A 25688-nucleotide genomic window follows, 5' to 3' on the forward strand; every position below is an offset into this window, starting at 1 on the left:
CTTCACAAAATTATTGAGTAAACTAGCCACCTTGCTCCCGTAGCTCAGTAGGATAGAGCGGCCCCCTCCTAAGGGGCAGGCCACAGGTTCGACTCCTGTCGGGAGCGCCATTTTGATAAAGCCTCAACACCCAACCGGTATTGAGGCTTTTTTTTCTGACGAAAAATTGACCTAATATTGATTTGAGCCACTACTATTCATATACAGTGATTACTGTAAGTTCTATGTCAAATAATCTAGAATTAGTATTAACAGATTTATCGATAGATAAGATCATGAAAAAGAGCAATCTAATCACGAATACTGGTCACCGCTTTATCTCTAAAGCAAAGACCGCCTATAAAATTCATATCCATACGCCGGATGATACGGTGCTGCACCGTTCTGTCGGCTATATCCGTATTGGTGAGAAAAAAGGGCTTAAAAAGGCGATAAAGCTGCGTAATGAATTAGGTTCAGAGATGTGGGGCAAACATTGGCGTCGTCTGCTCAAAGATCCCTATTTGATGACTCGCCTACCACACAGTTTAGAACCTAAAATTATATACAAACCCAGACCAACGCTCGATAACCCGGAAGCTCGGGATCCTTGTTATATCGCGGCTTGGAGACACTATGATGAAAAAGGTAACTGTATATTTCAAAGCGTCGTTTGTTCGATCAACAAGCATGGCAAGCTTGCCGCTTATACCAAGACGAAAAAGGCGCTATTAGAGGCTTATAAAGAAGACTTGGATATTCTTATCTACATGGGCCGATTGAATAGTATTGATTTGAAATAACGTGGCGTGATACCGGAGCGGTTAGAGGCTCAAATCCATTGTTTTACAAGAAGAAAGCCCGCGTTTTTCACGGGCTTTCTCTATTTTCTAATACTTAAGCGTTATTATTTCACTTCATAATCAAAGCTTGGAATAACGATATCAACACGACGGTTTTGCTTTCGACCTTCGACTGTATCATTCGATGCGATTGGGCTATTTTCCCCTTCACCTTTTACGGTAAGACGGTTCGCATCCACACCTTTAGCAATCACAACATCAGCAACAACTTGTGCGCGTTTTTCTGATAGTTTCTGGTTGTAAGCCGCAGCGCCAGTTGAGTCAGTATGACCAATAATTTCAGCATCGGCTTGTGGGTAAGCTTGCAAATATTTCACTAGTTTATCGAGCTGGTTAGTACTCTCTGCTGTTAGCTTAGTACTGTTATGGGCAAAGCTACTGCTGTCCAAACGTTGAAATGGCACATGCTTAACAACCGTTTCAGGTTCTTGGGGAATAACGACTGGCTCAACCACTGGCTGTACAACTTCTTCAACAAACACCTCTTGCACGATGACTGGCGCAGGTTCTGCTTTACTTCCACCAAATTTATACGAAACACCTAAGGTAGCCGAGTTACCTGCCGCTCGGACAAGATCGTTATTAATATCGGTGAGGCTTTGATATTCCAAGCGTAAAGTGACGTTATTATCGGTGTTGAACTCAATACCAGCGGCACCTAAATATGAGTAATCATCTTTATTGCCATAATCAACATAAGCACCGCCGACTTTAGCATATAAGGCAATGGCATCAGTCAAAGGAAGGCTGACTTTCGGTGCGAGTGTAATGGCCGTTACTTTTTCATCATTCAGCCCCGCACCACTAAATTTGCCCAAGTAATCGTAACCGGCCTCTAATGAAAGCCAATTAAACGCTTGGTAACCAAGGTAAGCACCGACGGTAGAAGATTCATCTTCACACACATCTCCAGCACGACAAGCGTCATCAAGCCAAGATTTACCAACTTTAGCACCTACGTATACTTCAGCCATTGCGGCAGAAGATGCAAAAACAAGCGCCATTGAAACTGCTGCTGCTAACTTTTTCATACTTTTTCCTTTCCTATTTATCGTTATCATAATGCGGTTGCGGTACCCAAAAAACGGTTTACTTTTCGCCTACACACATACCTACATAACTCGGAACCACTATACTGTATGTAAAGAAAGCTTAAATAGCGCATTAGTTTATTCTCTGTCATCGTTTTGTGAAATATTGTCAGTGCTCTACACCAAAGGATTTAACAAAGCCGATATAAAGAAAAACCGCAGCATAAGCTGCGGTTCAAAGCGTTGTTCGTATGATTGACTTATTGAGCGTTCGCTTCACGCTCAACAATAAAGGCCAATGCCATATTGATACGAGCAATGACACGCTCTTTGCCGATCAGTTGCATAACAGCATCAACCGATGGCGATTGACCACCGCCAGTGACAGCAACGCGCAGCGGCATGCCTATTTTACCCATACCGATTTCAAGCTCTTCACACACTTGAGCGATGACAGCGTGCAGGTTTTCCGTTGTCCAGTCACTCAATGCTTCTAATTTGCTTAAAGCAAGTGCTAGCGGCTCTTTCGCCACACCGCGCAAGTGTTTTTTCGCCGCATCAGCATCAAACTCAGCAAAATCTTCAAAGAAGTAACGAGATTGAGCAGCAAGTTCAACCAAGGTATTACAGCGTTCGCCAACCAGTTTAACGATCTCAGCTAATGCTGGGCCGTTGTCTTTATTGATGCCTTGTTGCTCAAAGTGCCATTCAAGGTGTTTTGCAACATATTCAGGCTCTGATGTTTTGATGTAGTGATTGTTCAGCCACAACAACTTATCAGTATTAAATGCAGATGCCGATTTGCTAATAGCATTTAAACTGAAGAACTGAATCATCTCTTCGCGTGAGAAAATTTCTTGGTCACCATGGGACCAACCTAGACGAACTAAATAGTTATTCAGTGCTTCAGGCAGATAACCTTCATCGCGATACTGCATCACAGAAACAGCGCCATGACGTTTCGATAGCTTGGCGCCGTCGTCACCTAAGATCATTGCGCAGTGCGCAAACACAGGTACAGGAGCACCTAATGCTTTGTAAATGTTGATTTGACGAGGTGTATTGTTGATGTGATCTTCGCCACGAACGACGTGAGTAATGCCCATATCCCAATCATCCACCACCACACAGAAGTTATAGGTGGGTGAGCCATCGGTACGACGAATGATCAGATCATCCATCTGGCTGTTGGAGATTTCGATACGGCCGCGGATCTGGTCATCAAAAATTACGCTGCCTTCTTTTGGATTACGAAAACGGATAACACACGGATCCCCTTCTTTTGCCGCGTCGTTGACCGCTTTGATTTTCGGATGATCGGCGTCGTAGCGCGGCATCTCTTTGTTCGCTTCTTGCTCGGCACGAACTTCATCTAACAGCTCTTTAGAGGCGTAACATTTGTAGGCTTTATCTTCAGCAAGCAGCTTATCGACAACTTCGTTATAACGATCAAAATGTTTAGTTTGGAAATATGGGCCTTCATCCCAATTCAAACCTAGCCAAGTCATACCTTCAAGAATCGCGTCTACGGCTTCTTGCGTCGAGCGCTCTAGGTCGGTGTCTTCAATACGCAAAACAAACTCACCACCTTGGCTTTTTGCATAAAGCCAAGAGTAAAGTGCAGTACGCGCACCACCAACGTGAAGATAGCCTGTCGGGCTAGGAGCAAAACGAGTTTTAACCGTCATTTGATTTCCTTAGGGATAAAAAGACAGCGGAGAACATGTCCACTGCAAGTACCAGGATAAAAAGTGGCGACATTTTACCACTGACGGCTAAATCTACAATCCTCGATTGCCTTTCGTTTTTCTGCGCTCAAGAATAACGCTTAAAATTCGCTTAACTTTCCTTTAGTGGAACTTGACCTTGCCCTAAAGGTAAGGTTTATGCTTCTAGCTATTGAGTTGGTTTACGGGGAATTTATCAATGAAACGCTTTCAATTGCCTTTATCAGGGCTGAAATGCATGGGTTGCGCGAAGAAACTTGAGCAGCATCTCAAGCAAGAATTTGAGGTACAAATCCACCAGCTGTCACCCACATTCATCGAACTGAGCACTTCGGCATCTTTAAATGAACTCATCGCCGCTATCGAATCCTTAGGCTATCAAGCCTTGCTCAGTACGAACAACGCTCCTCTATCCTCATTGCAACCCACAACCTTGGTTAGCGATACACAGCCACTCGCACAAGAGACAGAAGTCTCAACAACGGGTTTGGTTAGTACTCACTTACTGATTCAAGGGATGACTTGCGCAAGCTGTGTCTCTTCGGTGGAAAAAGCACTTCTAAGCGTTAACGGTGTACAAAAAGCGCAAATCAATTTAGCTGAACAAAGCGCCTTAGTGCTCTCGCAAGCGGATATCGCTGACCTTGAACTGCAATTGTTCAATGCCATTACTCATGCAGGCTACCGTGCAGAGCGAGTCGATGACCCAGTCCAACAACAACAAAAACAAAAACAGCAATCACGTGATTTACAAAAGCAGCATAAAACCAATGCATTACTCGGTTTAATGATGGGTATTCCGTTAATGCTTTGGGGCCTTCTTGGTGGCAGCATGATGATTGTGAGCACTCAACAGCAAATATACTGGGGCGTTATCGGCATTGTGTGTTTGGCTCTATTGGCCACCGCTGGCCGCCACTTTTTTAGCCATGCTTGGCTTGCGTTAACCCATAAGCGCGCCACCATGGATAGCTTAGTCGCCCTAGGAACTGGAGCGGCTTGGGCCTATTCAATGTTGGTAGTGATTTACCCAACTTGGTTTCCCATAGCCTCGCGTCATGTTTACTTTGAAGCCAGCGCGATGATTATCGGTTTGATTTCACTGGGCCACTACATTGAGGCGAAAGCCAAAGCGAAGACAACCCAATCCTTGCAAGCCTTAATTAACTTGCAACCACAACAAGCAACACGCATCACGGCGCAAGGCGATCAACAGATTGCGGTTGAATTAGTACAACTTGGTATGCAACTGCGCATAAAACCGGGAGAAAAAGTGCCGATAGACGGCAAAGTCATCAGCGGTGAATCTTATGTTGATGAGTCCATGCTCACTGGCGAGCCGATCCCCGTCCTAAAAGTGGCAGGCGATGCCATTGCGGCAGGTACCATCAATCATGATGGTAGCTTAGTCATCGAAGCCACCGGCGTAGGGGCGCAAACCATGCTCTCGCGCATCATCCAAATGGTGCGTCAGGCGCAAAGCAGTAAACCAGCCATCGCCAAACTGGCAGACCAGATATCTGCTATTTTTGTACCGACAGTGGTTATGATTGCCCTGTTTTCCGCTCTGATTTGGTACTTTGTAGGCCCTGAACCTAAGGCCAGTTATATGCTAGTGGTTGCGACAACAGTATTGATCATTGCCTGCCCTTGTGCCTTGGGTCTAGCTACTCCACTCTCGGTTACAGTAGGAGTTGGCAAAGCCGCTGAAATGGGTATTTTGATCAGAGATGCCAATGTATTGCAATCGGCAAGCAAAATCACCACTATAGTATTTGATAAGACAGGTACGCTCACTCAAGGCAAGCCAACCGTTCAGAACTTAGTCACGTGGGGAATTGAAGATAGCAAATTGTTAACCCTTGTTTACGCTTTGGAACTGCGCTCTGAACATCCTCTTGGCAAGGCTATCTGCCATTATGCGCAACCGCTGGTATCAACCAGCGCCGAAGTCGAGCAATTTACCAACCTAAGAGGCAAAGGGCTAATGGCAAACATTGGAGGCGATTCCGTCGTCGTTGCCTCTTTATCGCACCTTGAATCGCTGGGCGTTCCTCTTACTCAAGCACAAACAACCATTGAACACTACGCAGAACAAGCTTGGACGCCAGTCGCGGTTGCCATTAACGGTGAACTCAAAGGTCTCATCGCAATTGCTGATCCAATCAAACCTAACGCTGCACAAGCTATCAGCACACTGAACAAAATGAACATTCGTACCGTGATGCTAACCGGAGATAACCAAAGCGTGGCCACTGCAATCGCCAAACAACTAGGTATACAGCAAGTGATCGCTCAAGTACTTCCGGATCAAAAAGCACAAAAAATCGTGCAGTTACAAGAGAAAGGCCAAATCGTCGCCATGGTCGGTGATGGTATTAATGATGCGCCAGCCCTTGCGCAAGCCGATATTGGTATCGCAATGGGCAGTGGCAGTGATGTCGCAATAGAGAGTGCGCAAATGACATTGCTCAACTCCTCACCGCTTGCCGTAGTCAATGCTATCGCTCTTTCTAAAGCGACAGTAAAAAACATGAAGCAGAACCTATTGGGCGCGTTTATTTATAACACCTTCGGCATTCCCATTGCCGCTGGTGTGCTTTATCCCGCTTTTGGCTTTTTACTTAGCCCTGTAGTTGCAGGAGCGGCAATGGCTTTGTCCTCAATCACAGTCGTGAGCAACGCTAACCGCTTGCGTCTATTTAAATCCCCTTTTCACTCTTAGAGGTTAGATAAAAATGAAAATGATCACAGCCGCTATGCTTAGCACCTTGTCTCTTATGAGCTACTCCGCATTCGCCACGGTGACCGAGATGACCAATTACAAATCCCCTTATTGTGGCTGCTGTACTGAGTGGTCCACTCACATGCAACAAGCAGGATTTAAGGTTAACGAGCAATTGCAAGAAGATATGACGGCGATAAAACAACAATTGGGCATTACACCCAAGCTCGCCTCTTGCCATACAGCCGTTATCGACGGCTATGTTTTCGAAGGTCACATTCCAGCCACAGACATTCAAGCCTTTCTCGCTAATCCACCGAAAAATGCCAAAGGGTTAGCCGTGCCCGGCATGCCAATCGGTTCTCCAGGTATGGAATCTGGTGATAAGAAAGAAGCCTATTCGGTTTTTGCTTTTAACGAGCAAGGTCAGGTGTTTGAGTTTGCTCACCACGAAGGTAATTGATTTTATGTAATAAAGCCTCCGACAGATGCGGAGGCTTTCATTGGGGTGCCTTGATATGGCTACAGTTATTTAACGCTAGTAACTCGGCTGACTCGCTCGCCTGAAGCAGAGATAGAACGGATCCAGACCTCACCGGACACCTTCGGTTGTTCAATGCTCAAGTAAGTAAGCCATTGTTGACCATCTAATGAGTATTGCAGCTCAACACCTGGGAATGACGAATTCATCGACAATTTACCCGCTTCAATCTTAGCTCCGGGAATTGGCAGGCGATAATCAATGCCAGCTTTTTCCAGTTTCGCCAGCTCACGTTGCCCAACAATATTAGCAAAACGAGTCCAATCTTGATTCAGTGCAGACTTATTGACTAAGTTGGTTTGCTGAGAATATTCAACCCCTACTTTATAGTCGTTTTCCCACTCCGCTTTATGCCAAGCACGTTCAGCGGCAGCCAACACTCGAGGGAAAACCATATATTCATACTGCTCATCATTACGAACCGTTTCTGACCACAATTGAGCTGACAAGCCGTAGAATGGTTTCGACGTCACCTCTCCTTTACCGACAAAACCATTACCATCACGATCTAATGAAGTTTCAGCGTTTTGCGGCATATTTTCCGGTGCAAAACCAAACATTTTGCGCGTATCGGTCGCACGGGTGGCCCAGTAATAACCGCGCTCTTTAGGATCCGCCTCATAAGGCATATCCATGTAGACATAATCAGGGTTAGAAACAATTACGTCGTAACCTTGTTTTGCCCATTCATAAACAGAGCTTGTACCGCCCCAATAGAGGACATCCCAAAAGTTCACACGTGTATTGCGCGTGGCAAAAGAGGATTCTCCCTCGCTGTATTTCAAGCCATCTTGCCATGCTTGGAAATTCTCAATCCCTTTATCGGCGACAATTTCCGACACTTGCTCAGCAAAATAACTCGGTAAATGAGCAAAGTCACTTACTACTCCTTGGCTGACTAATGCTTGGCACTGTGGCGATTTCGCAAATGGTTTATCTTGTTGTGAAAGATCTAAGTTACCTTTCCAACTGACTTTTTCCGTCGCATTAATATCTTGGAAACCCGCGCCCAATTTGATGTTTTTCGCCTCATCGCCACCAAAATGCCAAGTCGATAAAGGCATGCCCGCCTCAATGTGCATCAAGGCCACTTCAGTGATCACCTTGTCCACAAAACGTTTAGACGAGTCTAAACAAGGGTTAATAAAACTCTGCTTATCATAAAACTGAACCGTCGTAACATTGGAGCTGTCTTGAGGATCCATCAAGCGATACTGGCTAGCCTGTTCGGTTTTCCCCTCTTGGCTCAAACGATCAAAACGAGCCTCCATTGAAACAACCGCAGAGCGAGCATGGGCTGGCATATCAATTTCAGGAATCACTTCAATATTGCGCGCTTTAGCGTGCTTGAGGATTTCAATGTAATCGGCTCGACTAAAATAACCTGAGCCAAAGTTATCAGAATTTGGACCGGAGCCAAGCTGTGGCAGCAAGCAGTTTTTCTCATCTAAATCAAAGCAGCGCTGCCCACCAATGTCGGTCAATTCAGGTAAGCCCGGAATTTCTAAACGCCAACCTTCATCATCGGTCAAATGAAGATGTAATTTATTCATCTTATAAGCCGCCATTTGATCTAACGTGGCCAAAATCGCTTGCTTAGAATGGAAGTTACGTGCGACATCCACCATCACACCACGGTAATCAAAACGTGGAGCATCTTCGATGTGGATCACTGGCAGCGCTGTGACATTCTGGCTATCCACTAAACCCAAAATAGATTGAACGGCGTAGAAAGCTCCCGCCTCATCAAATGCACGAATAGAGATAGCATTCGGTGCAATCTCCAACTCATAAGCACCCGATGTCGCCATCTGGTCAGAAAATTCGCTCGGTGTAATCGCAACACCAACCGCCAACTCTCCATCAAGCTTCAGCCCAATCGTTTTAGCACGCGCCTGCAATGCTGAAAACTGATCCGTCGCAAAGTCCTTCACATCAAGCTTAAGGCCGCGAGTAATGTCAACAACACCTTGACCAAGCGTTGTTTTTAGAGGCGTTGGTAACAGAGCCGTTGATACATCTTGCAGTGATACATCGCTATTTCTCTCAAATCGGCTGATGGCCGTGGCAAACACATTATTATCGCTGGTGGTGCGTTTGATATTGTCACCCTCAAGCCCACGCACAAATGACGACGTGTCCTCTGTGTTGAGAGATACAATAAGTTTAGGCTCTGTATTGGGCGCCGCAACGAATGCACGCGGCATAAAGTCCGTTTCAAACAACTGCCAATATTCAGCGACCAGAGGCAAAACAACCTCTTCGCCAGCAGCAAAACCATCAAATTTATCAGTAGGTTCAAGCTTATGTAAATCACCCGTTAAACGGGTAATTTTGAATTGATCATTTTCAACATCCAGAATAAGTCGAATGCTGTGGAAATAGATAGCCCACTGCTTTGAATTCACAGCTTCACCTTGGTTAACCAAGGTCATGTTCACTTTATTACACGATGCCCATTCTGATTCGAGAGCCTGACATGCCAATCCTTCATCTGCCCCGTGATTGGTTAATACGGTGTAATGAATATCCAAATTTTCCGCCAGCGCATCGACTACTTTCTGCTCTGGTGATTGCAACAAAGAGCAACCTGATAATGTGGCGATAACCGAAACAGCAATCAAACTAGGTTTCAACATTTGACTCACCCTACCTTTAAAATAAAAACCCAATATCCTGTTAAAAGGACTCAAAACAGCAACAAGCATAAAGGCTTGTGACCTAAGGCATTCACCATACAAGGAGTTATTTCTAAGCGTAAAATAATTAGCTACACGAAGTGATCCAGTTCAAATTCTCTAAAATACAATCAAAACAAAACCATTTAAAATCAATAGATTAAACTTGACGTCAAAACCGTAATTTATTATTTGACGAGTTTAACTTGAGAAAGATCACATAAAAATGCATAACAAAAATGAATTTATGAATAGAGATCACTACTCACTACAAGGCGAGAAGTTCATTAAAGGGATTTGGCAGGTTAAATCGTGATATAGGTCATAAATTGTAATGACTCATCAAACGTCAAAATGCGCTAAAGTGACGTTTTTTACACATCCTAATGCTATTTATTATCGTGGAATATTGACTGCTATTTTCAATAGTTGAATTTGCTCGGAGAAGGGTGAACAGTGAAAGAGCCTGATAGAGAAAGAGGAAAAGGAAAACCCTTTCTCTTTGGTAATGAAAATGATCACATCCAGATGCAACAAAGCCCCGCATTACTGCGAGGCCTTTAATGTGGTCGGTGAAGAACCAGATAGTGAAAGAGGCGAACCCCCCTTTCTATTTGGTAACGAAAACTTACCGTTTCCAAATGTAACAAAGCCCCGCATTACTGCGAGGCCTTTAATGTGGTCGGTGAAGAACCAGATAGTGAAAGAGGCGACCCCCCCTTTCTATTTGGTAACGAAAACTTACCGTTTCCAAATGTAACAAAGCCCCGCATTACTGCGAGGCTTTTAAAGATGGTCGGTGAAGAGGGATTCGAACCCCCGACCCTCTGGTCCCAAACCAGATGCGCTACCAAGCTGCGCTATTCACCGAAATTTTTGCTCTGCACTTAGCGAGCAGTTCCGAGCTTTTTGCCTAGAACGGATGCGTATATTACTCATCTAAAACTAAGACGCAAGCCTTTAATCTTATTTCCATCAAATAACAAACTCATTGGCTAAATCACCATCAAATACACATAAAAACGTGACTAATTACACACCAATAGAAACATCAAGTTAACCTATGCAACATAATTGATCCAGATCAGTGTCAGCAAACAGAGCAAACTTTAACTTGGCTGTGTCTTCGAAACTTTGGAGGAAACATGGACTTTTGGCTTGATCTCCTATTTGGTAATGCTGTGGGACTATCTTCAATGATAGTAATCTTTGGTGCTTTTGGTCTTATGCTGTTTTATGGCGGTTTCTTCATTTATAAAGTGATGAATGACAAATCTCCTCACTAGATCGCTTAGCACCTATTGAAAAATAGTGTGACGCTATGCACCGGGGTGGATTATCTGTCTGCTCCGGTTTTTTATCGCGTTAATAACTCTATCTTCTTGATGAATGGCATCATTCGCTACTCAAGAACGGTTCGATAAGAACACCTGTCTCAAAATAGTTTCCATTTTCTCATGCAAATAAAAGCATTCCCTCAGCATATAAATAAAGACGTCAATGCCGTCTATATCTTGTTGAGGAAAAGTGATGGGGAAAGGCTGGAAACCATGAGTGTCATTAAAAACGCCTTGGTTAATTAATATTAACTGCTAAAATATCGCAACGTTACTAGGCAACACTCAGAGTGTTGCTTTCTTTTTATTCACCGCCGTTGGGAAACGTAAGAGCAACCTATGTCACAACAAGCCACCATCCGTTTAAACAAATACATCAGTGAAACTGGTTTTTGTTCTCGTCGAGAGGCCGATAAGTTAATTGAACAAGGCCGAGTAACCATCAATGGACTATTGCCGGAAATGGGCACTAAAGTCACGCCGAACGATGAGGTGTGTATTGATGGTAATCCATTAAAATCAAAAGAAAAACCGATATACATTGCCCTTAACAAACCGACAGGAATCACCTGCACAACAGAGCGCGATATTCCAGGTAACATTGTTGATTTTATTGGCCACCACAAACGTATTTTCCCGATAGGTCGATTAGACAAACCATCTGATGGACTGATCTTTCTGACTAACGATGGTGACATAGTCAATAAGATATTACGTGCTGGTAATAACCATGAAAAAGAGTACGTCGTCCGAGTAGATAGACCCATCACCGACGAATTTCTACATAAGATGGCCTCTGGTGTGGAAATTCTTGATACGGTGACACTGCCTTGCAAAGTAACCCAAGAAACGAAGTTCTCCTTTAGAATTGTGTTAACACAAGGGTTAAACCGTCAAATTCGTCGTATGTGTGAGGCCTTAGGTTACGAAGTGTTTAAACTACGCCGAGTTCGTATTATGAACATCAGCCTAGACGGTATCCCGAATGGTGAATGGCGTTATTTAAGCGACGAGGAAGTCGCTGAAATATTAGCAATGTGTGAGAGTTCTTGCGGTACGGAAGGCGCGTCCAAGCTTGATGTGACGGGTAAGCGTATTCGCAAAGCTACCGATGCAAAACTGTTTGATAGTCGTGAGCAAAATCAAACCTCGACGGCACGCAGAAATCAAAAGCCAAAAACGTTCCAAGGACGCAATGCCGATGAGTTTCGCCATGCTCCAAATACAAAAAGAGCACCGCGCCGACCCACAAATTCATCACAAGGTGCGCCAGCTAATAGCCACAGAAAAAGCAGTACGTTAAGTCTTAAAAAATAATCATCGAACAATGCGTTAATTCTGTTGAGCAATAAAATGACCGTAATGACGCATCACTGAAACAACTATAAAAAACCGAAGCAACTATAAAAAAGGAGAAACTTTCGTTTCTCCTTTAAGACAGCATAAAATTAACGCTTATTTCGTACCAAAAATCTTATCACCAGCATCGCCAAGACCAGGAACGATATAACCTTTATCATTCAATTTCTCATCAATTGCCGCCGTATAGAGCTCAACATCAGGGTGCGCTTTTTCTAACGCCGCGATGCCTTCAGGCGCTGCAACTAAAACGAGAATTTTAAATTGGTTACAGCCGCGCTCCTTGAGCAAATCGATCGTCGCAATCATGGAACCGCCAGTTGCCAGCATTGGGTCAACCACAAGCGCAATTCGCTCCTCAATATTAGAAGCGAGTTTGTTGAAATAAGGGACAGGCTCAAGCGTTTCTTCATCACGATAGATGCCAACAACACTAATCCGCGCACTTGGAATGTGCTCCAAAACGCCGTCCATCATGCCAAGACCAGCACGCAAAATAGGTACTACCGTTACTTTTTTACCTTTGACTTGATCAATTTCAACTGGGCCATTCCAGCCTTCAATCGTCACTTTTTCTGTTTCAAAGTCTGAGGTTGCTTCATAAGTTAGTAGGCTACCCACTTCTGTAGCTAACTCACGAAAACGCTTAGTGCTGATATCCCCTTCCCTCATTAACCCAAGTTTATGCTTAACTAGAGGGTGTTTAACTTCAACAACTTTCATTTTCATCTCCGACGACATTTAAACAAACCTTCGAATTGTACACACTTTTTATGCTAATTTCAGTGCCAATTATAAACAAAAAAACTGACGCAAACGTTTTCCTTTTTGTTTTAAGCCCTGTTAGAATAGCGCCGTTTTCATATCCAACTTATGACCGAGGACTTCCCCGTGAGCGGTAATAACACTTCTCTTAGTTACAAAGATGCTGGCGTAGATATTGATGCAGGCAATGCACTTGTTGAACGAATTAAAGGCGCCGTCAAACGCACTCGTCGCCCTGAAGTTATGGGTGGCATTGGTGGTTTTGGCGCGCTTTGCGAGCTACCAACCAAATATAAACATCCTGTTTTAGTCTCTGGCACCGATGGAGTTGGCACAAAACTTCGCCTCGCATTGGATATGAATAAGCACGACACCATTGGCATTGACTTGGTTGCAATGTGTGTTAACGATTTGATTGTTCAAGGTGCTGAACCGCTTTTCTTTTTGGACTACTACGCCACGGGCAAATTGGATGTAGATACTGCTGCTGATGTGGTGTCGGGTATTGCCGATGGTTGTGTGCAAGCAGGTTGCGCTTTGATCGGTGGTGAAACCGCTGAAATGCCGGGTATGTACGAAGGTGAAGATTACGATGTCGCTGGCTTTTGTGTCGGTGTGGTTGAAAAAGAAGAGATCATCGATGGCTCAAAAGTAGCAGCAGGTGATGCTCTGATTGCGGTTGGCTCTAGCGGCCCCCACTCAAACGGCTATTCATTAGTTCGCAAGATCCTCGAAGTATCAGGTGCCGACAAAAATGAAGACTTGGCTGGCAAAACGATTGGTGAGCACTTACTGACACCAACCAAAATTTACATCAAATCAGCGCTTAAAATGATCGCCGAGCACGATATTCACGCCATTTCACACATTACTGGCGGTGGTTTCTGGGAAAACATTCCTCGCGTTCTTCCGCAAGGGACGAAAGCGGTGATTGACGGCAATAGCTGGGAATGGCCAATTATTTTCCAATGGCTGCAAGAAAAAGGGAATGTAACCACTCATGAAATGTACCGCACATTTAACTGTGGTGTCGGACTGATTGTTGCACTTCCAATGGATCAAGCACAAGCGGCGGTTCAATTACTGCAAGCGGAAGGCGAAAATGCGTGGGTTATCGGTCATATTGCTGAAGCTCAACTCGATGAAGAGCAAGTAGAGATCAAATAACTGATGAAAAGTATTGTTGTTTTAGTTTCAGGAAATGGCACCAACTTACAGGCTATCCTTGATGCGTGTGAAACGAAAATTAAAGATGGCAAAGTAACGGCTGTTTTTTCAAACAAAGCAACTGCTTATGGCTTAGAACGAGCTAAAAAAGCAGGTGCGGCGGCGGTGCATATTGACCCAAATGCCTTTGACACGCGAGATGCGTTTGATACGGTATTGATGGAGAAAATTGACCAATACGCGCCTGACTTAATCATTCTTGCTGGCTACATGCGTATTCTGAGTGGTGAGTTTGTGCGTCACTATTTAGGACGGATGCTCAATATTCATCCTTCTTTACTTCCTAAATATCCTGGGTTGAATACCTACCAACGCGCGATTCACGCGGGTGATGAAGAGCATGGCACCAGTGTGCATTTTGTGACTGAACAACTTGATGGTGGCCCAGTCATTCTACAAGCAAAAGTGCCTATTTTTGATGAAGATACCGTTGATATTTTGACTCAACGTGTTCAAGCTCAAGAGTATCGAATTTACCCACTAGTGGCACAATGGTTCGTTGAAGGACGCTTGGAAATGCGTGAAGGTAAAGCCTATTTAGATGGCCAATTACTTGGCATGCATGGTTATGCTTTCGATGAATAAATCGTATCTCTGAATAGTGCGAAAAAGGTTGCCTCAACAGCAACCTTTTTTATTGTCATCTCAAATACGATTCAAACCGCAGTAAATAGAACAAGCTTAAGAATAAAAAACTTAAATGGGTGCTTGGCAGCTTGGCTTTGCCGCGGCAAAGGGAATGTCAGCTAAGGACTGCGCATTGCCATCAACGTATTCGCCATAATGGAAAATCGCATATTCGCCTGGCTTCATTCGTTGCCAAGTTTCATTTCCCGTCAGTGGCTGAGTCGCAATCACAGACACAACATCATCAGGCGTTGTTTCTTCTTGGAAGTTAATCTCGACATCTTCATCAAGCAGGCTCGCTTTACCAAAGGGGGCACGTCGAGTAATCCAGTACAGATGATTCGTGCAATAGGTCACCACAAACTCACCATCAGAAAGTAGCATATTAAACACACCTTGCTGCTTCAGTTGATCGCAACACTTCGCAACGAATTGAAACATGCTGAGCATATCTTGAGGCGGTTCAGGATAACGCGCTTCTAACTGCTTTAACAACCAACAGAAAGCTTGCTCGCTATCCGTTTCACCAACAGGGCGATAGCGCCCAGTTTCTAGCTGATGGTGATCCGCCAATTGCCCATTGTGAGCAAACGTCCAATATCTCCCCCACAATTCTCGAGTGAATGGGTGAGTATTTTCCAAATTCACCCCACCGCGATTTGCTTGACGAATATGGCTAACCACTGCCCGACTTTTTATAGGGTAACTCTGCACAAGCTCTGCAATTTTTGACTGAAAGCTAGGGTTAGGATCTTTAAAGGTGCGAAACCCCTTCCCTTCATAGAAAGTGATTCCCCAACCATCACGATGCGGCCCCGTGTTGCCGCCACGCTGAATCAACCCAGTAAAACTAAAGCAAATATCAGTCGGCACATTGGCACTCATACCAAGCAATTCACACATGGTTTAATGCACTCCCTTTTGCAACCACAAACACATTAAAAGAAAAGAACGGCGTTGAACTTCTTACGCCATCTCTTTTTCAATCAGTTGGATAACGATGTGGATGATCTTGATATGGATTTCTTGGATACGATCCGCGTAGCCGAAGTGCGGGACACGAATCTCGATATCCGCTAAACCCGCCATTTTCCCACCATCTTTACCGGTCAGTGCAATGGTCTTCATCCCTTTAGCTTGGGCCGCTTCAATCGCTTTCAAAATGTTCCCCGAATTACCAGAAGTCGATAGGCCAAACAGGACATCGCCTTTTGAACCCACCGCTTCCACATAGCGAGAGAATACAAAATCGTAACCAAAATCATTGCTAACGCAAGACAAATGGCTTGGATCTGAAATAGCAATACCAGGATAACCCGGACGATTCTCGCGATAGCGCCCCGTTAGCTCTTCAGCAAAGTGCATTGCATCACAGTGGGAACCGCCATTACCGCAAGAGAGCACTTTTCCGCCTTGCTTAAATGAGTCGGCAATCAGTTTTGCGGCGGCCTCAATTTGAGCGATGTTATGCTCATCATTAAGAAATTTGTTTAGCACGTCAGCCGCTTCGGTCAATTCACTTTTAATTAAATCCTGGTACATAGATATATTCTCTTTTTAATCTGTTTACCGATAGGCTCCATCAATCAAGAGCCAGTAACAGGCTTGAGTTTACCCAAACCATCCTTTCTGTCGATAGTTCGACTTCAAGAATTGTTGTTTTCTCCCGCTTCCCACTCCAGAAAGCCCTCTATGGGTTGTTTATTTTGAGGTTTTGCCCTACATGGATCACTTTTTGAACAATACAAGGTTTTACATTTCGTTAATAATTTGATTACACTTAACACTGGTTAGACCACTTACACAAACGAGACGACTAACAACACTTCCCAATGCACTGAGAAAAATCAGCCGCAATGGCGTGAATACAGTCTCAAAGGAATGAAATTATGGACATCTTGCTCTCTATACTTGGTTTTCTCACCGTGTTCGGTGTGTGCCTCTACCACAGAATGTCACTTTTTAGCGCATTAGTTGCGCTAACGGTAACCATGGTGGTTCTTACCCTGCTGGATTACACCGGGGTGATTGGATGGTTGCTGTATTTAGCGGCTATCGCTTTATTAGCCGTTCCCTCTATCCGTCAAAGCGTGATTAGCGAAAAAGCATTAACACTGTTCAAAAAAGTGCTGCCTGCAATGTCACAAACCGAAAAAGAGGCATTAGATGCAGGAACCGTTTGGTGGGAAGCTGAACTGTTTAAAGGCAAACCGAACTGGAGCAAACTACACAAAATTGCAGCGCCGACATTAAGTGCACAAGAGCAAGCCTTTATTGATGGACCAGTCAACGAAGTGTGTGCCATGGTTAGCGATTATCAAGTTACGCATGAATTAGCCGACTTACCTCCTGAGGTTTGGCAATATTTAAAAGATCATAAATTCTTCGCCATGATCATTAAAAAACAATACGGCGGCTTGGAGTTTTCAGCTTATGCACAATCCATTGTGCTACAAAAGCTAACGGGTGTATCTGGAGTGCTTTCATCCACCGTTGGTGTACCGAACTCTTTAGGCCCAGGCGAACTTTTACAACATTATGGTACTGAAGATCAGAAAAACCATTACCTGCCACGTTTAGCGGAAGGTAAAGAGATTCCCTGCTTTGCATTAACCAGCCCAGAAGCGGGTTCCGATGCAGGTTCAATTCCTGATTTTGGCGTGGTATGTAAAGGGAAATGGGAAGGAAAAGAAGTGTTAGGGATGCGCCTAACGTGGAACAAGCGCTATATCACACTCGCCCCGGTTGCAACCGTATTAGGCCTAGCATTCAAACTGCGCGATCCTGACGGCTTACTTGGGGATAAAACAGAGCTTGGCATCACTTGTGCGCTCATCCCAACCCACTTAAAAGGAGTTGAAATTGGCAATCGCCACATGCCATTGAACGTTCCATTCCAAAATGGTCCGACACGTGCTAACGACTTATTTGTGCCGCTTGATTTCATTATTGGCGGACCAAGCATGGCAGGACAAGGCTGGCGTATGCTTGTAGAGTGTTTATCGGTTGGACGTGGCATTACGTTACCTTCTAACTCGACGGGCGGAATTAAAACTGCGGCGCTAGCAACAGGAGCTTACGCTCGGATTCGTCGTCAATTTAAGCAACCAATTGGCCATATGGAAGGTGTCGAAGAGCCATTAGCACGTTTAGGTGGTAACGCTTATGTGATGGATGCGGCGAGCAATTTAACCGTAGCTGGTATTGATCTGGGCGAAAAACCCTCGGTCATTTCCGCTATAGTCAAATACCACTGTACCCACCGTGGTCAACGCAGCATTATTGATGCAATGGATATCGTGGGCGGGAAAGGCATTTGTATTGGTCCTGCTAACTTTTTAGCTCGCAGCTACCAAGGTGCACCGATTGCCGTAACCGTCGAAGGGGCCAATATTCTGACTCGCTCAATGATCATCTTTGGTCAAGGCGCTATCCGTTGTCATCCTTATGTTTTAGAAGAAATGAACGCCGCTTATTCACAAGATTCTGATGCCGTTGAGAAATTTGACGCCGCTCTTGCAGGTCACGTCAGCTTCACCATGAGTAATCTTGTGCGCAGTATTTGGTTTGGTGTTACCGATGGTTTTGGTTCATCTGCACCGACTAATGATGCAACCAAACGCTACTATCAACAACTAAACCGTTACAGCGCTAACTTAGCACTGCTTTCTGATATTTCGATGGCTGTATTGGGAGGCTCTCTCAAACGTAAAGAGCGTTTGTCAGCACGCCTTGGCGATATTTTGAGCCAACTCTACCTCAGTTCAGCCACACTTAAGCGTTTTGAAAATGATGGTCGTCCCGTGGAGGATCTTCCTTTGGTTCATTGGGGTCTGCAAGACAGTTTGAAGCAGACGGAAGTCGCCATTGATGAATTCTTAGCCAACTTCCCGAATAAAGCGATTGGTAAGGTACTTCGTATATTGTTGATGCCGATTGGTCGAGTACGCAAAGCACCTAGCGATAAATTAGATAGCCAAGTTGCGCAGATCCTGCAAACACCGAGTGAAACTCGTTCACGCATTGGTCGCAACCAATATCTCGCCCCAACGGCGCATAATGCGGCGGGTAAGATTGAACAAGCACTGGACATCATTTTACGTGCAGAGCCTTTGTTCGATAAAGTGTGCAGCGTCACCAATCAACGCCGTCCATTTTTGCGTTTAGATGAAGTGGCTGCCATTGGCTTACAACAAAAAATTCTAACCGAACAAGAAGCACAGCTATTAACGGAAGCTGAGGCTCATCGTTTGTATACCATTAATGTCGATGATTTTGCGCCACAGGAACTGGCCGCAAAGCCTCAATATCCGGCAATAAATGATGTTGCGTAAGTCAATCTCTTGAATGTCAAAGGGCGCTTTAAACGCCCTTTTCTATGACTGGAATACTGAATCAAGAGGTTGCCAGCTCGGCAACATCCCTTGTTATTTCTTCGGCATATTCAACTGTAATTCGGGTTGCAACGCCTTTTTCGCTTTAATCTTACGCATCACAAACCACGCTAGAAGACCTATGAATATTGCAACAATATTACCAATCACGATGAACATAATACTGCGACTCGTTGCCTCTTCTCTCATCTGAATAATCAGTTGCTCCTGTTCAAGCCTACGCTGCTTAATCTCTTCTTCCATCTGCAAACGGCGAGTCTCCTCAATGTTAACATCATCCACCACGCTGTAAGTACGCTCTGAAAGTGGGAAAAAAAGTGGGCGCTGGCTAGCGAGTTCTGTCGCATATAACCTTCCAGACCAACGATAGTTACCGTTATCCCCTTTGTATGGAATTTCCAAATTAAGCTTGAGTGACTCTTTTCCGGATAGTCCTTCAGTAGCAAAAATATCATCATAAATATTGGCATGCTCAACATGCGCCGCTATCGATCCGGGCTCAACCATGCCTAACTCACCTGCAAACACAATTTGGTGCGGCGCGCCATCTACTCGGGACTGGATAAAGGTAGTCGACACTGGCGTAGGGTAAACTAACACTTCTTGCTCTTGAGCGCGTAAAAACACACCGTTACCAGAAGTGATCCTAACACGGTATTTACCCGGCACTGGAGTGATAGGTAACGCAACCGAAAATACACCATCACCAGGGCGTTCATCTAAACCACGTCCATCATCAGCAAATTCACCAATAACCTCAGGTAATGGACGCGCCTCTTTGATCAGTTCTTCTTCATTTTCAACGAACTTAGTAAAAGTCACTTTTAAGTTGACTCTATCGAGAAAGTCTCTCAACAATAAAGGCTTACCGTCGGAGGTTAAGCGAGCTGTAAATTTTAATTCTTCACCATGATACAAACGGCTAGGAAATACATCTGTATCCAATTGCAAGTGTGAGATTAGCTTAATGCTATTTTGTGGCGAAACCTTTCCTATAGCCTGCCAAGGGCCAGGCATTGGCTTATCAATTGAAATAATATCCATAGTAGGCTCTTGATACCAACGCATATTCTCATCGTACCGCCACGCGTAATATTTCTTACCATCTGGCCGCACAAGCACCACTGGCTGAGATGACTTTTCGCGATACACGACAAAAGTAATTTGTGAAATGGTTGGATCCACACGGAAACGATTATCGAGTAGCGACATCGAGGAGGGATTTGCCGCAAAAACGCCAATACTCCACATCAGCGCAGCAATAGCCACCATTATCCTCAACATATTTTCTCCTACTGACGCCAAAGACAGCTTCCGCTCTTTTCGACTAGATCCAATCTTTCTTGGTGTGCTTGTAATTCATCGGCACAAGCCTGCAAAACCTTTAGCTTTTTCCGACCTGCGACAGCTCGTTTTATTGACTCTCCTCCCACACTGCCATCACTGCGCGTTCCGGCACTGAACTGTAACGAGGTTTGCCCGCCAGTCATCAGCAGATAAACGTCCGCTAATATCTCCGCATCGAGCAATGCACCGTGCAAGGTACGATGTGAGTTATCGATACCATAACGATCACAAAGTATATCCAAATTGTTGCGTTTGCCGGGGAAAATACGCTTTGCCATAGCAAGCGTATCGGTCACTTTGCAATACTGCTCCGTCTTACCGATTTTAGCGTCGAGCTTGCGAAACTCGTAATCCATAAAACCGACGTCGAAGGGAGCGTTGTGTGCCACCAGCTCAGCTCCCTTGATGAAATCTAAAAACTCTTGATGCACATCGCGATATTGCGGTTTGTCCATCAAAAACTCATCGGTAATACCGTGGATCTCGATCGCTTCTAACTGAATCTCACGATCGGGTTTCAGGTAGACATGGAAGTGGCGGCCTGTCAGCTTGCGGTTGATAATTTCAACGGCACCGATTTCAACAATGCGGTGTCCTTCATAGTGAGGGCCGCCTTCACGGTTCATACCCGTGGTTTCCGTATCGAGAACGACGATACGTTGGGATTGGGAATTGCTGCTAGTATTCATAAGGATATGTATGTCAGACTATGCCAATAATGTGCGTAACCTAATAGTATCAAATCATGACAAAACAGGTGGAAATTTTCACTGATGGATCTTGCTTAGGTAATCCTGGCCCGGGTGGTTATGGGGTTGTCCTTCGTTACAAAGAAACCGAAAAAACGTTAGCCAAAGGCTACCGACTCACCACTAACAACCGAATGGAAATGTTAGCGGCAGTGGTTGCACTGCAAACACTGAAAGAGCCATGTAATGTTATTCTCACCACAGACAGCCAATACGTTCGTCAAGGTATTACTCAGTGGATCCACAACTGGAAAAAACGCGGTTGGAAAACATCGGATAAAAAACCAGTGAAGAATGCCGATTTATGGCAAGCACTTGATAAAGAAAGCGCCCGCCACACCATTGACTGGCGCTGGGTGAAAGGCCATGCGGGTCATCGTGAAAATGAAATGTGCGATGAATTAGCACGCAATGCAGCAGAAAACCCAACCGAAGACGATATTGGGTATCAAGCATCCGAATAAGGGTCACAGGCCTTATCTTGGTTCTGAGTTGATAAACGGTAGTTCAGGCTAACTGGCGAAAGACGCCGTTTAAAACGCCAATGAGGTTTAATCGGTTTCAAGGGATAAGTACGTTTGCGCGCTACGATGAAATACAGGCTACCAAATGGAGCGGCCCAGTCGCCAATACCATTTTCCAACCACGCCCACATGGGTTGATATTTTTGCATCGGGAAAAGGGCATATTGGTCACAGTCAATCACTTGATAGTTCAAGACACTCAGCCAGTCCTTAATCCGATTAGCGGTAAACATACGACCGCTCCAAGGTAAGTTATGTTTTCGCCAAGGCATCAAACTTGCGATCCCCGTAAAACTGATTGGATTAAACCCCGTAATAATGATGTAGCCATCATCCATCATCACGCGATCAACTTCGCGTAAGATACGGTGCGGATCGCCACAATAATCCAGTTGGTGCGCTAAAATAGCCACATCAAAACTCTTTTCAAGAAAAGGCAGTTCGTAGCTATCGGCAATCACCGTATGGAGTGGGTTTTCAATATCAAGATGAACTTGGTGTTGAATATTGCAGTTGCAACTGGCAAGCTCACAACTCAAACCACCGAGCTTAAGCATATGATAGCCAAATAATTTAGAGCACCATTCATCAAGCCGAGTCTGAATAGAATCACTAACCCACTGGCCATTTTTAAGTTGGGACCAAGAATGAGGCTTATCTAATTTTTTTTCGCTACGCGCTGGCTTCATCGATAACCTATTTCACCTCGGTGATTGGAGATACTCATGTTACAGATCAAAAGCATACCCGCATTTAATGATAATTACATCTGGCTGATCCAAAATAGCGATCAGCGTTGTGCTGTGGTCGATCCCGGTGATGCAGCACCAGTGCTTGAGTACCTCTCGAAGCATCAATTAACGCTCGAAGCAATATTAATTACCCACCATCACCATGATCACATTGGTGGTGTTGCAGAACTGGTTCGCCAGTTTCCCAGCATTAACGTTGTTGGTCCCGCTCATGAACCTATTCCTACCTTAACGCACGCGGTTGAAGCTGGCGATCAGCTAGAACTATTCGATGAAATCTTTATGGTGCTTGATCTCGCAGGACACACAAAAGGTCACATTGGCTATGTCGGTGACAATAAACTGTTTTGTGGCGATGTACTGTTCTCCGCAGGGTGTGGCCGTGTTTTTGAGGGCACAATGGAGCAAATGTTTACGTCACTGTGTAAACTTGCCGCATTGCCAGAAGAGACTGAGGTCTATTGCGCGCACGAATATACCGCAAGTAACGTCGCATTTGCTTTAGCCGTTGAGCCCGATAATGACCAACTTCAACAGTATCGAGATACCGTCAACCGGCTCCGAGCCCAGCAGAAATCGACATTACCGACCACGATCCGCCAAGAAAAATGGATCAATCCATTTTTGCGGACCCAGCAAGAGAGTGTGATGAAATCCGTCGCGAATCGTACTCAACAAACCGATCCTCTATCAATTTTTACCGCGTTACGTGAGTGGAAGAACGAATTTTGACGATTTGCTGCTTGTCATAGCAATAAAGTGCCAAGTATTATCAGCAGCCATTAAGTCAAAGGGCTGAGATAGATGCGATTTCAATTTAGCTGGGTGATGGTGCTCTTGTTAGCGGGGTGTCAAATCACTCAGCCAACAGACCAAACAACAGCGCCAAATGCCAAAGAGGCAAATAGCCCTCAGATTCAGACACAAAAAGAGATGGCTAAACAAAAGTCGTCATCTGCAAAAAAGACAACGCCGAAAGTGATCACGCCACAAGAGCAAGCGGACGTATGGCAGCGCATCGCAATGCAGTTGTCGATGGATATCCCAGATCATAAATCAGTGAATTATTATCGAACTTGGTATCTTAAACACCCTAATCACCTACAAACTGTTGCCGAGCGAGCAAAGCCATTTCTTTACCTTATCACTGAGAAAATTGAGCAGCGCGGCTTACCACTTGAGTTAGCACTCTTACCTATTGTTGAAAGCTCGTTTGATGCCTTTGCCTACTCACACGGTAGCGCTGCGGGGCTGTGGCAATTTGTGCCGAGTACGGGAGAGATGTATGGCCTAGAGCAAAATTTTTGGTATGACGGAAGACGAGATGTAGACGCCGCCACCGATGCGGCTTTGGATTATCTCACTGCATTAAATAAGCGTTTTGATGGTGATTGGAGCCATGCGATTGCCGCCTATAACAGCGGTGGTGGGCGGATCTCTAGCGCGATTCGTAAAAATCACAAGGTTGGTAAACCAACCGACTTTTTCTCACTCGACTTACCCGATGAAACCACAGGCTACGTCCCTAAATTACTCGCACTGGCCGATATTGTTGCCAATCAAGAAAAATATGGCATTGAAATCCCAGCAATCGCTAACAAACCAGTGTTAACGTTAGTCGACCCTCAAGAACAGCTTGATCTTGCCATTGCCGCCAATTACGCCGGAATGAGCGTGAAAGAGTTGCAAAGTTACAACCCAGCTTACAATCAATGGGCGACCTCGCCGACGGGACCTCATCAACTGCTTATCCCAGTAGATAAAGTGGAACGCTTTGCTCAGAAAGTTGAAGAGAATCGCGGTAAGGGGATGAAGTTAGTACGCTACAAGGTAAAATCCGGCGATAGCTTGAGTGTGATTGCTCAACAGCACAATACCACCAGCAAAGTGATTCAGACGGCCAACAATCTCAATGGCAACGTCATTCGCGTTGGGCAGTATTTAATGATCCCAACATCCGTAAAAGACGAAAAAGCATACGCACTCAGTGCCAGTAACCGCTTGGCAAAAACGCAAGCGATGGTCCGTGGTCAGTATAAGCTGTCTCATACGGTAGCCAAAGGTGATAGCTTATGGAGCATTGCCAAACAGCACAATGTTTCCCATCAGTCCTTAGCAAAATGGAACGGTATGGGGCCAAGAGACACATTGAAGATTGGCCAAACACTGGTCATTTGGAAAAATAGCAGTGAGGGTGCCATCATTCGCACCGTCTTTTATCAAGTGCGTAGCGGCGATACACTCAGCGCCATCGCTAATAAGTTTAAAGTCAAAAGCCTCGACATTGTAAAATGGAACGAGCTTGCAAACCAAAAGTACTTAAAGCCGGGTCAAAAACTCAAGCTCTACGTCGATGTCACTAAGGTCAGTGTATGAATCCTTCCAGTAACCCGTTAATCATGTTGGTGGATATTTTCCGTTCCCCCACGTCTTGTTTTTTAGCCCTTTATCAACGCGGCATGTGGGGTTGGCAACCTTATCTCTTTTTAATCCTGAGTCCCTTTCTATTTTGGGGGGCTTATTTTGACGTAGTTAACCTTGAATGGTTAAAAGCTGGGCTCTCGGCGCAGTTGGCTATGATCAACCCCGCTCAGCTTGAAATGTTAGATGCCAACACCTTGATGGCAAGCGAAATTATCAGTGATGTGGTAGGCCGCACGCTAACGATTTTCATGTTGGCATTATGGTTCAATTTGGCGACCAAGCAGAGCCAACATCAGCACGGTTTCTGGCGTTGGTTTGCCGCAAGTGCTGTCATCACTTTCCCAGCCGTGTTGGGCGATCTCGCCAGTTACGCGAGCTTATTACTCAAACATGGCCACGTGATGACTTACGCTGCTGACCTTAATAGTTTAAATGGCCTAATTAAGTTACCACTGACTAATGATTGGTCTCAATTTGCCAGCTCCTTCCCACTGCTTTTGCCTTGGTACATCGTACTTGGCTACGCGGCGGTGGGCGCATGGACAGAGCTGGAACGCGGCCAAGCTCTGGTGATTTCGGCGCTGCCTTGGATTGGCTATTACCTGATTTGGGCGCTGTACATCGCCATCAGTTAGAAAG

Annotated in this window: 21 protein-coding genes and 2 tRNA genes; 13 read left to right on the forward strand and 10 right to left on the reverse strand. The window is 44.9% G+C overall.

Features of this window, described 5'->3' with window-relative positions; all coding sequences use genetic code 11:
• Nucleotides 1-33: 33 nt before the first annotated feature.
• Both EXZ60_RS06740 and EXZ60_RS06745 read left to right on the forward strand, forming a co-directional pair.
• A tRNA-Arg gene (locus tag EXZ60_RS06740) sits at nt 34-110 on the forward strand.
• 165 nt (nt 111-275) lie between these two features.
• Complete coding sequence (locus EXZ60_RS06745; protein ID WP_026027396.1) at nt 276-782, forward strand: Fe3+-citrate ABC transporter substrate-binding protein; 507 nt, start codon at nt 276-278, stop codon at nt 780-782.
• Nucleotides 783-886: 104 nt separating this feature from the next.
• Here the strand turns inward: EXZ60_RS06745 and EXZ60_RS06750 are convergent, their stop codons facing one another.
• The gene (locus EXZ60_RS06750) at nt 887-1873 is read right to left on the reverse strand and encodes an OmpA family protein (protein ID WP_170898768.1); all 987 of its coding nucleotides are present in this window, start codon (nt 1871-1873) and stop codon (nt 887-889) included.
• Between the two features lie 260 nt (nt 1874-2133).
• Nucleotides 2134-3561 carry a glutamate--tRNA ligase gene (gltX, locus tag EXZ60_RS06755; RefSeq protein WP_277435476.1) on the reverse strand — a complete coding sequence of 476 codons (1428 nt, stop codon included), beginning with the start codon at nt 3559-3561 and terminating at the stop codon, nt 2134-2136.
• A gap of 238 nt (nt 3562-3799) precedes the next feature.
• Between gltX and EXZ60_RS06760 the strand changes: the two genes are divergently transcribed.
• Entirely contained in the window at nt 3800-6325 is a 2526-nt protein-coding gene (locus EXZ60_RS06760) for a heavy metal translocating P-type ATPase (RefSeq protein ID WP_277435477.1), read from the forward strand.
• Between the two features lie 34 nt (nt 6326-6359).
• A complete protein-coding gene (locus EXZ60_RS06765) occupies nt 6360-6788 on the forward strand; it encodes a DUF411 domain-containing protein (protein ID WP_170889503.1) in 429 nt (142 codons plus the stop codon).
• 65 nt (nt 6789-6853) lie between these two features.
• On the opposite strand, the gene EXZ60_RS06770 is transcribed toward EXZ60_RS06765, so the two are convergent.
• Complete coding sequence (locus EXZ60_RS06770; protein WP_277435478.1) at nt 6854-9505, reverse strand: beta-N-acetylhexosaminidase; 2652 nt, start codon at nt 9503-9505, stop codon at nt 6854-6856.
• An 832-nt stretch (nt 9506-10337) separates the two neighbouring features.
• Nucleotides 10338-10414 (reverse strand) — tRNA-Pro (locus tag EXZ60_RS06775).
• A gap of 275 nt (nt 10415-10689) precedes the next feature.
• Here EXZ60_RS06775 and EXZ60_RS06780 point away from each other — a divergent pair.
• Nucleotides 10690-10830, forward strand: a complete 141-nt coding sequence (locus EXZ60_RS06780; RefSeq protein WP_010319399.1) for a DUF3149 domain-containing protein — start codon at nt 10690-10692, stop codon at nt 10828-10830.
• Between the two features lie 390 nt (nt 10831-11220).
• Entirely contained in the window at nt 11221-12198 is a 978-nt protein-coding gene (rluF, locus tag EXZ60_RS06785) for a 23S rRNA pseudouridine(2604) synthase RluF (RefSeq protein WP_094132453.1), read from the forward strand.
• Between the two features lie 138 nt (nt 12199-12336).
• Here rluF and upp read toward each other — a convergent pair whose 3' ends face one another.
• Nucleotides 12337-12963 carry a uracil phosphoribosyltransferase gene (upp, locus tag EXZ60_RS06790; protein WP_026027908.1) on the reverse strand — a complete coding sequence of 209 codons (627 nt, stop codon included), beginning with the start codon at nt 12961-12963 and terminating at the stop codon, nt 12337-12339.
• A gap of 168 nt (nt 12964-13131) precedes the next feature.
• Here upp and purM point away from each other — a divergent pair, with 168 nt between their 5' ends.
• The gene (purM, locus tag EXZ60_RS06795) at nt 13132-14172 is read left to right on the forward strand and encodes a phosphoribosylformylglycinamidine cyclo-ligase (RefSeq protein ID WP_010320092.1); all 1041 of its coding nucleotides are present in this window, start codon (nt 13132-13134) and stop codon (nt 14170-14172) included.
• Nucleotides 14173-14175: 3 nt separating this feature from the next.
• On the forward strand, nt 14176-14817 hold the full coding sequence (purN, locus tag EXZ60_RS06800) for a phosphoribosylglycinamide formyltransferase (RefSeq protein ID WP_019282299.1): 642 nt from the start codon (nt 14176-14178) through the stop codon (nt 14815-14817).
• Between the two features lie 111 nt (nt 14818-14928).
• Here the strand turns inward: purN and EXZ60_RS06805 are convergent, their stop codons facing one another.
• Nucleotides 14929-15762, reverse strand: coding sequence for a class II glutamine amidotransferase (locus EXZ60_RS06805; protein WP_019282300.1), 834 nt, complete (start codon nt 15760-15762; stop codon nt 14929-14931).
• A 63-nt stretch (nt 15763-15825) separates the two neighbouring features.
• Nucleotides 15826-16401 carry a D-sedoheptulose 7-phosphate isomerase gene (lpcA, locus tag EXZ60_RS06810; protein WP_010320095.1) on the reverse strand — a complete coding sequence of 192 codons (576 nt, stop codon included), beginning with the start codon at nt 16399-16401 and terminating at the stop codon, nt 15826-15828.
• A 347-nt stretch (nt 16402-16748) separates the two neighbouring features.
• Here lpcA and fadE point away from each other — a divergent pair, with 347 nt between their 5' ends.
• Entirely contained in the window at nt 16749-19193 is a 2445-nt protein-coding gene (fadE, locus tag EXZ60_RS06815) for an acyl-CoA dehydrogenase FadE (protein WP_277435479.1), read from the forward strand.
• 93 nt (nt 19194-19286) lie between these two features.
• On the opposite strand, the gene EXZ60_RS06820 is transcribed toward fadE, so the two are convergent.
• Together EXZ60_RS06820 and dnaQ are read right to left on the reverse strand one after the other, a co-directional pair.
• Nucleotides 19287-20537 carry a TIGR03503 family protein gene (locus EXZ60_RS06820; protein ID WP_029388239.1) on the reverse strand — a complete coding sequence of 417 codons (1251 nt, stop codon included), beginning with the start codon at nt 20535-20537 and terminating at the stop codon, nt 19287-19289.
• Between the two features lie 8 nt (nt 20538-20545).
• Complete coding sequence (dnaQ, locus tag EXZ60_RS06825) at nt 20546-21289, reverse strand: DNA polymerase III subunit epsilon (protein ID WP_013856229.1); 744 nt, start codon at nt 21287-21289, stop codon at nt 20546-20548.
• A gap of 56 nt (nt 21290-21345) precedes the next feature.
• Here dnaQ and rnhA point away from each other — a divergent pair, with 56 nt between their 5' ends.
• The gene (rnhA, locus tag EXZ60_RS06830; protein ID WP_013856228.1) at nt 21346-21813 is read left to right on the forward strand and encodes a ribonuclease HI; all 468 of its coding nucleotides are present in this window, start codon (nt 21346-21348) and stop codon (nt 21811-21813) included.
• On the opposite strand, the gene EXZ60_RS06835 is transcribed toward rnhA, so the two are convergent.
• Nucleotides 21798-22562 (reverse strand): methyltransferase domain-containing protein, encoded by a 765-nt coding sequence (locus EXZ60_RS06835; protein ID WP_013856227.1) that lies wholly within the window; start codon nt 22560-22562, stop codon nt 21798-21800. The genes rnhA and EXZ60_RS06835 overlap by 16 nt on opposite strands.
• Nucleotides 22563-22598: 36 nt before the next feature.
• Here EXZ60_RS06835 and gloB point away from each other — a divergent pair, with 36 nt between their 5' ends.
• The 3 genes from gloB to EXZ60_RS06850 all read left to right on the forward strand — a co-directional run bounded on the left by gloB (nt 22599) and on the right by EXZ60_RS06850 (nt 25684).
• Nucleotides 22599-23357: a hydroxyacylglutathione hydrolase gene (gene gloB, locus EXZ60_RS06840; protein ID WP_026027910.1), complete on the forward strand. Its 759-nt coding sequence runs from the start codon at nt 22599-22601 to the stop codon at nt 23355-23357.
• 72 nt (nt 23358-23429) lie between these two features.
• Nucleotides 23430-25001 (forward strand): LysM peptidoglycan-binding domain-containing protein, encoded by a 1572-nt coding sequence (locus EXZ60_RS06845; RefSeq protein WP_277435480.1) that lies wholly within the window; start codon nt 23430-23432, stop codon nt 24999-25001.
• Nucleotides 24998-25684: a YIP1 family protein gene (locus EXZ60_RS06850; RefSeq protein WP_013856224.1), complete on the forward strand. Its 687-nt coding sequence runs from the start codon at nt 24998-25000 to the stop codon at nt 25682-25684. The genes EXZ60_RS06845 and EXZ60_RS06850 overlap by 4 nt, the downstream gene beginning before the upstream one ends.
• The last annotated feature ends 4 nt before the right edge of the window (nt 25685-25688 follow it).

Source organism: Vibrio sp. 1151_11 (genome assembly GCF_029478525.1).
Classification (GTDB): domain Bacteria; phylum Pseudomonadota; class Gammaproteobacteria; order Enterobacterales; family Vibrionaceae; genus Vibrio; species Vibrio anguillarum.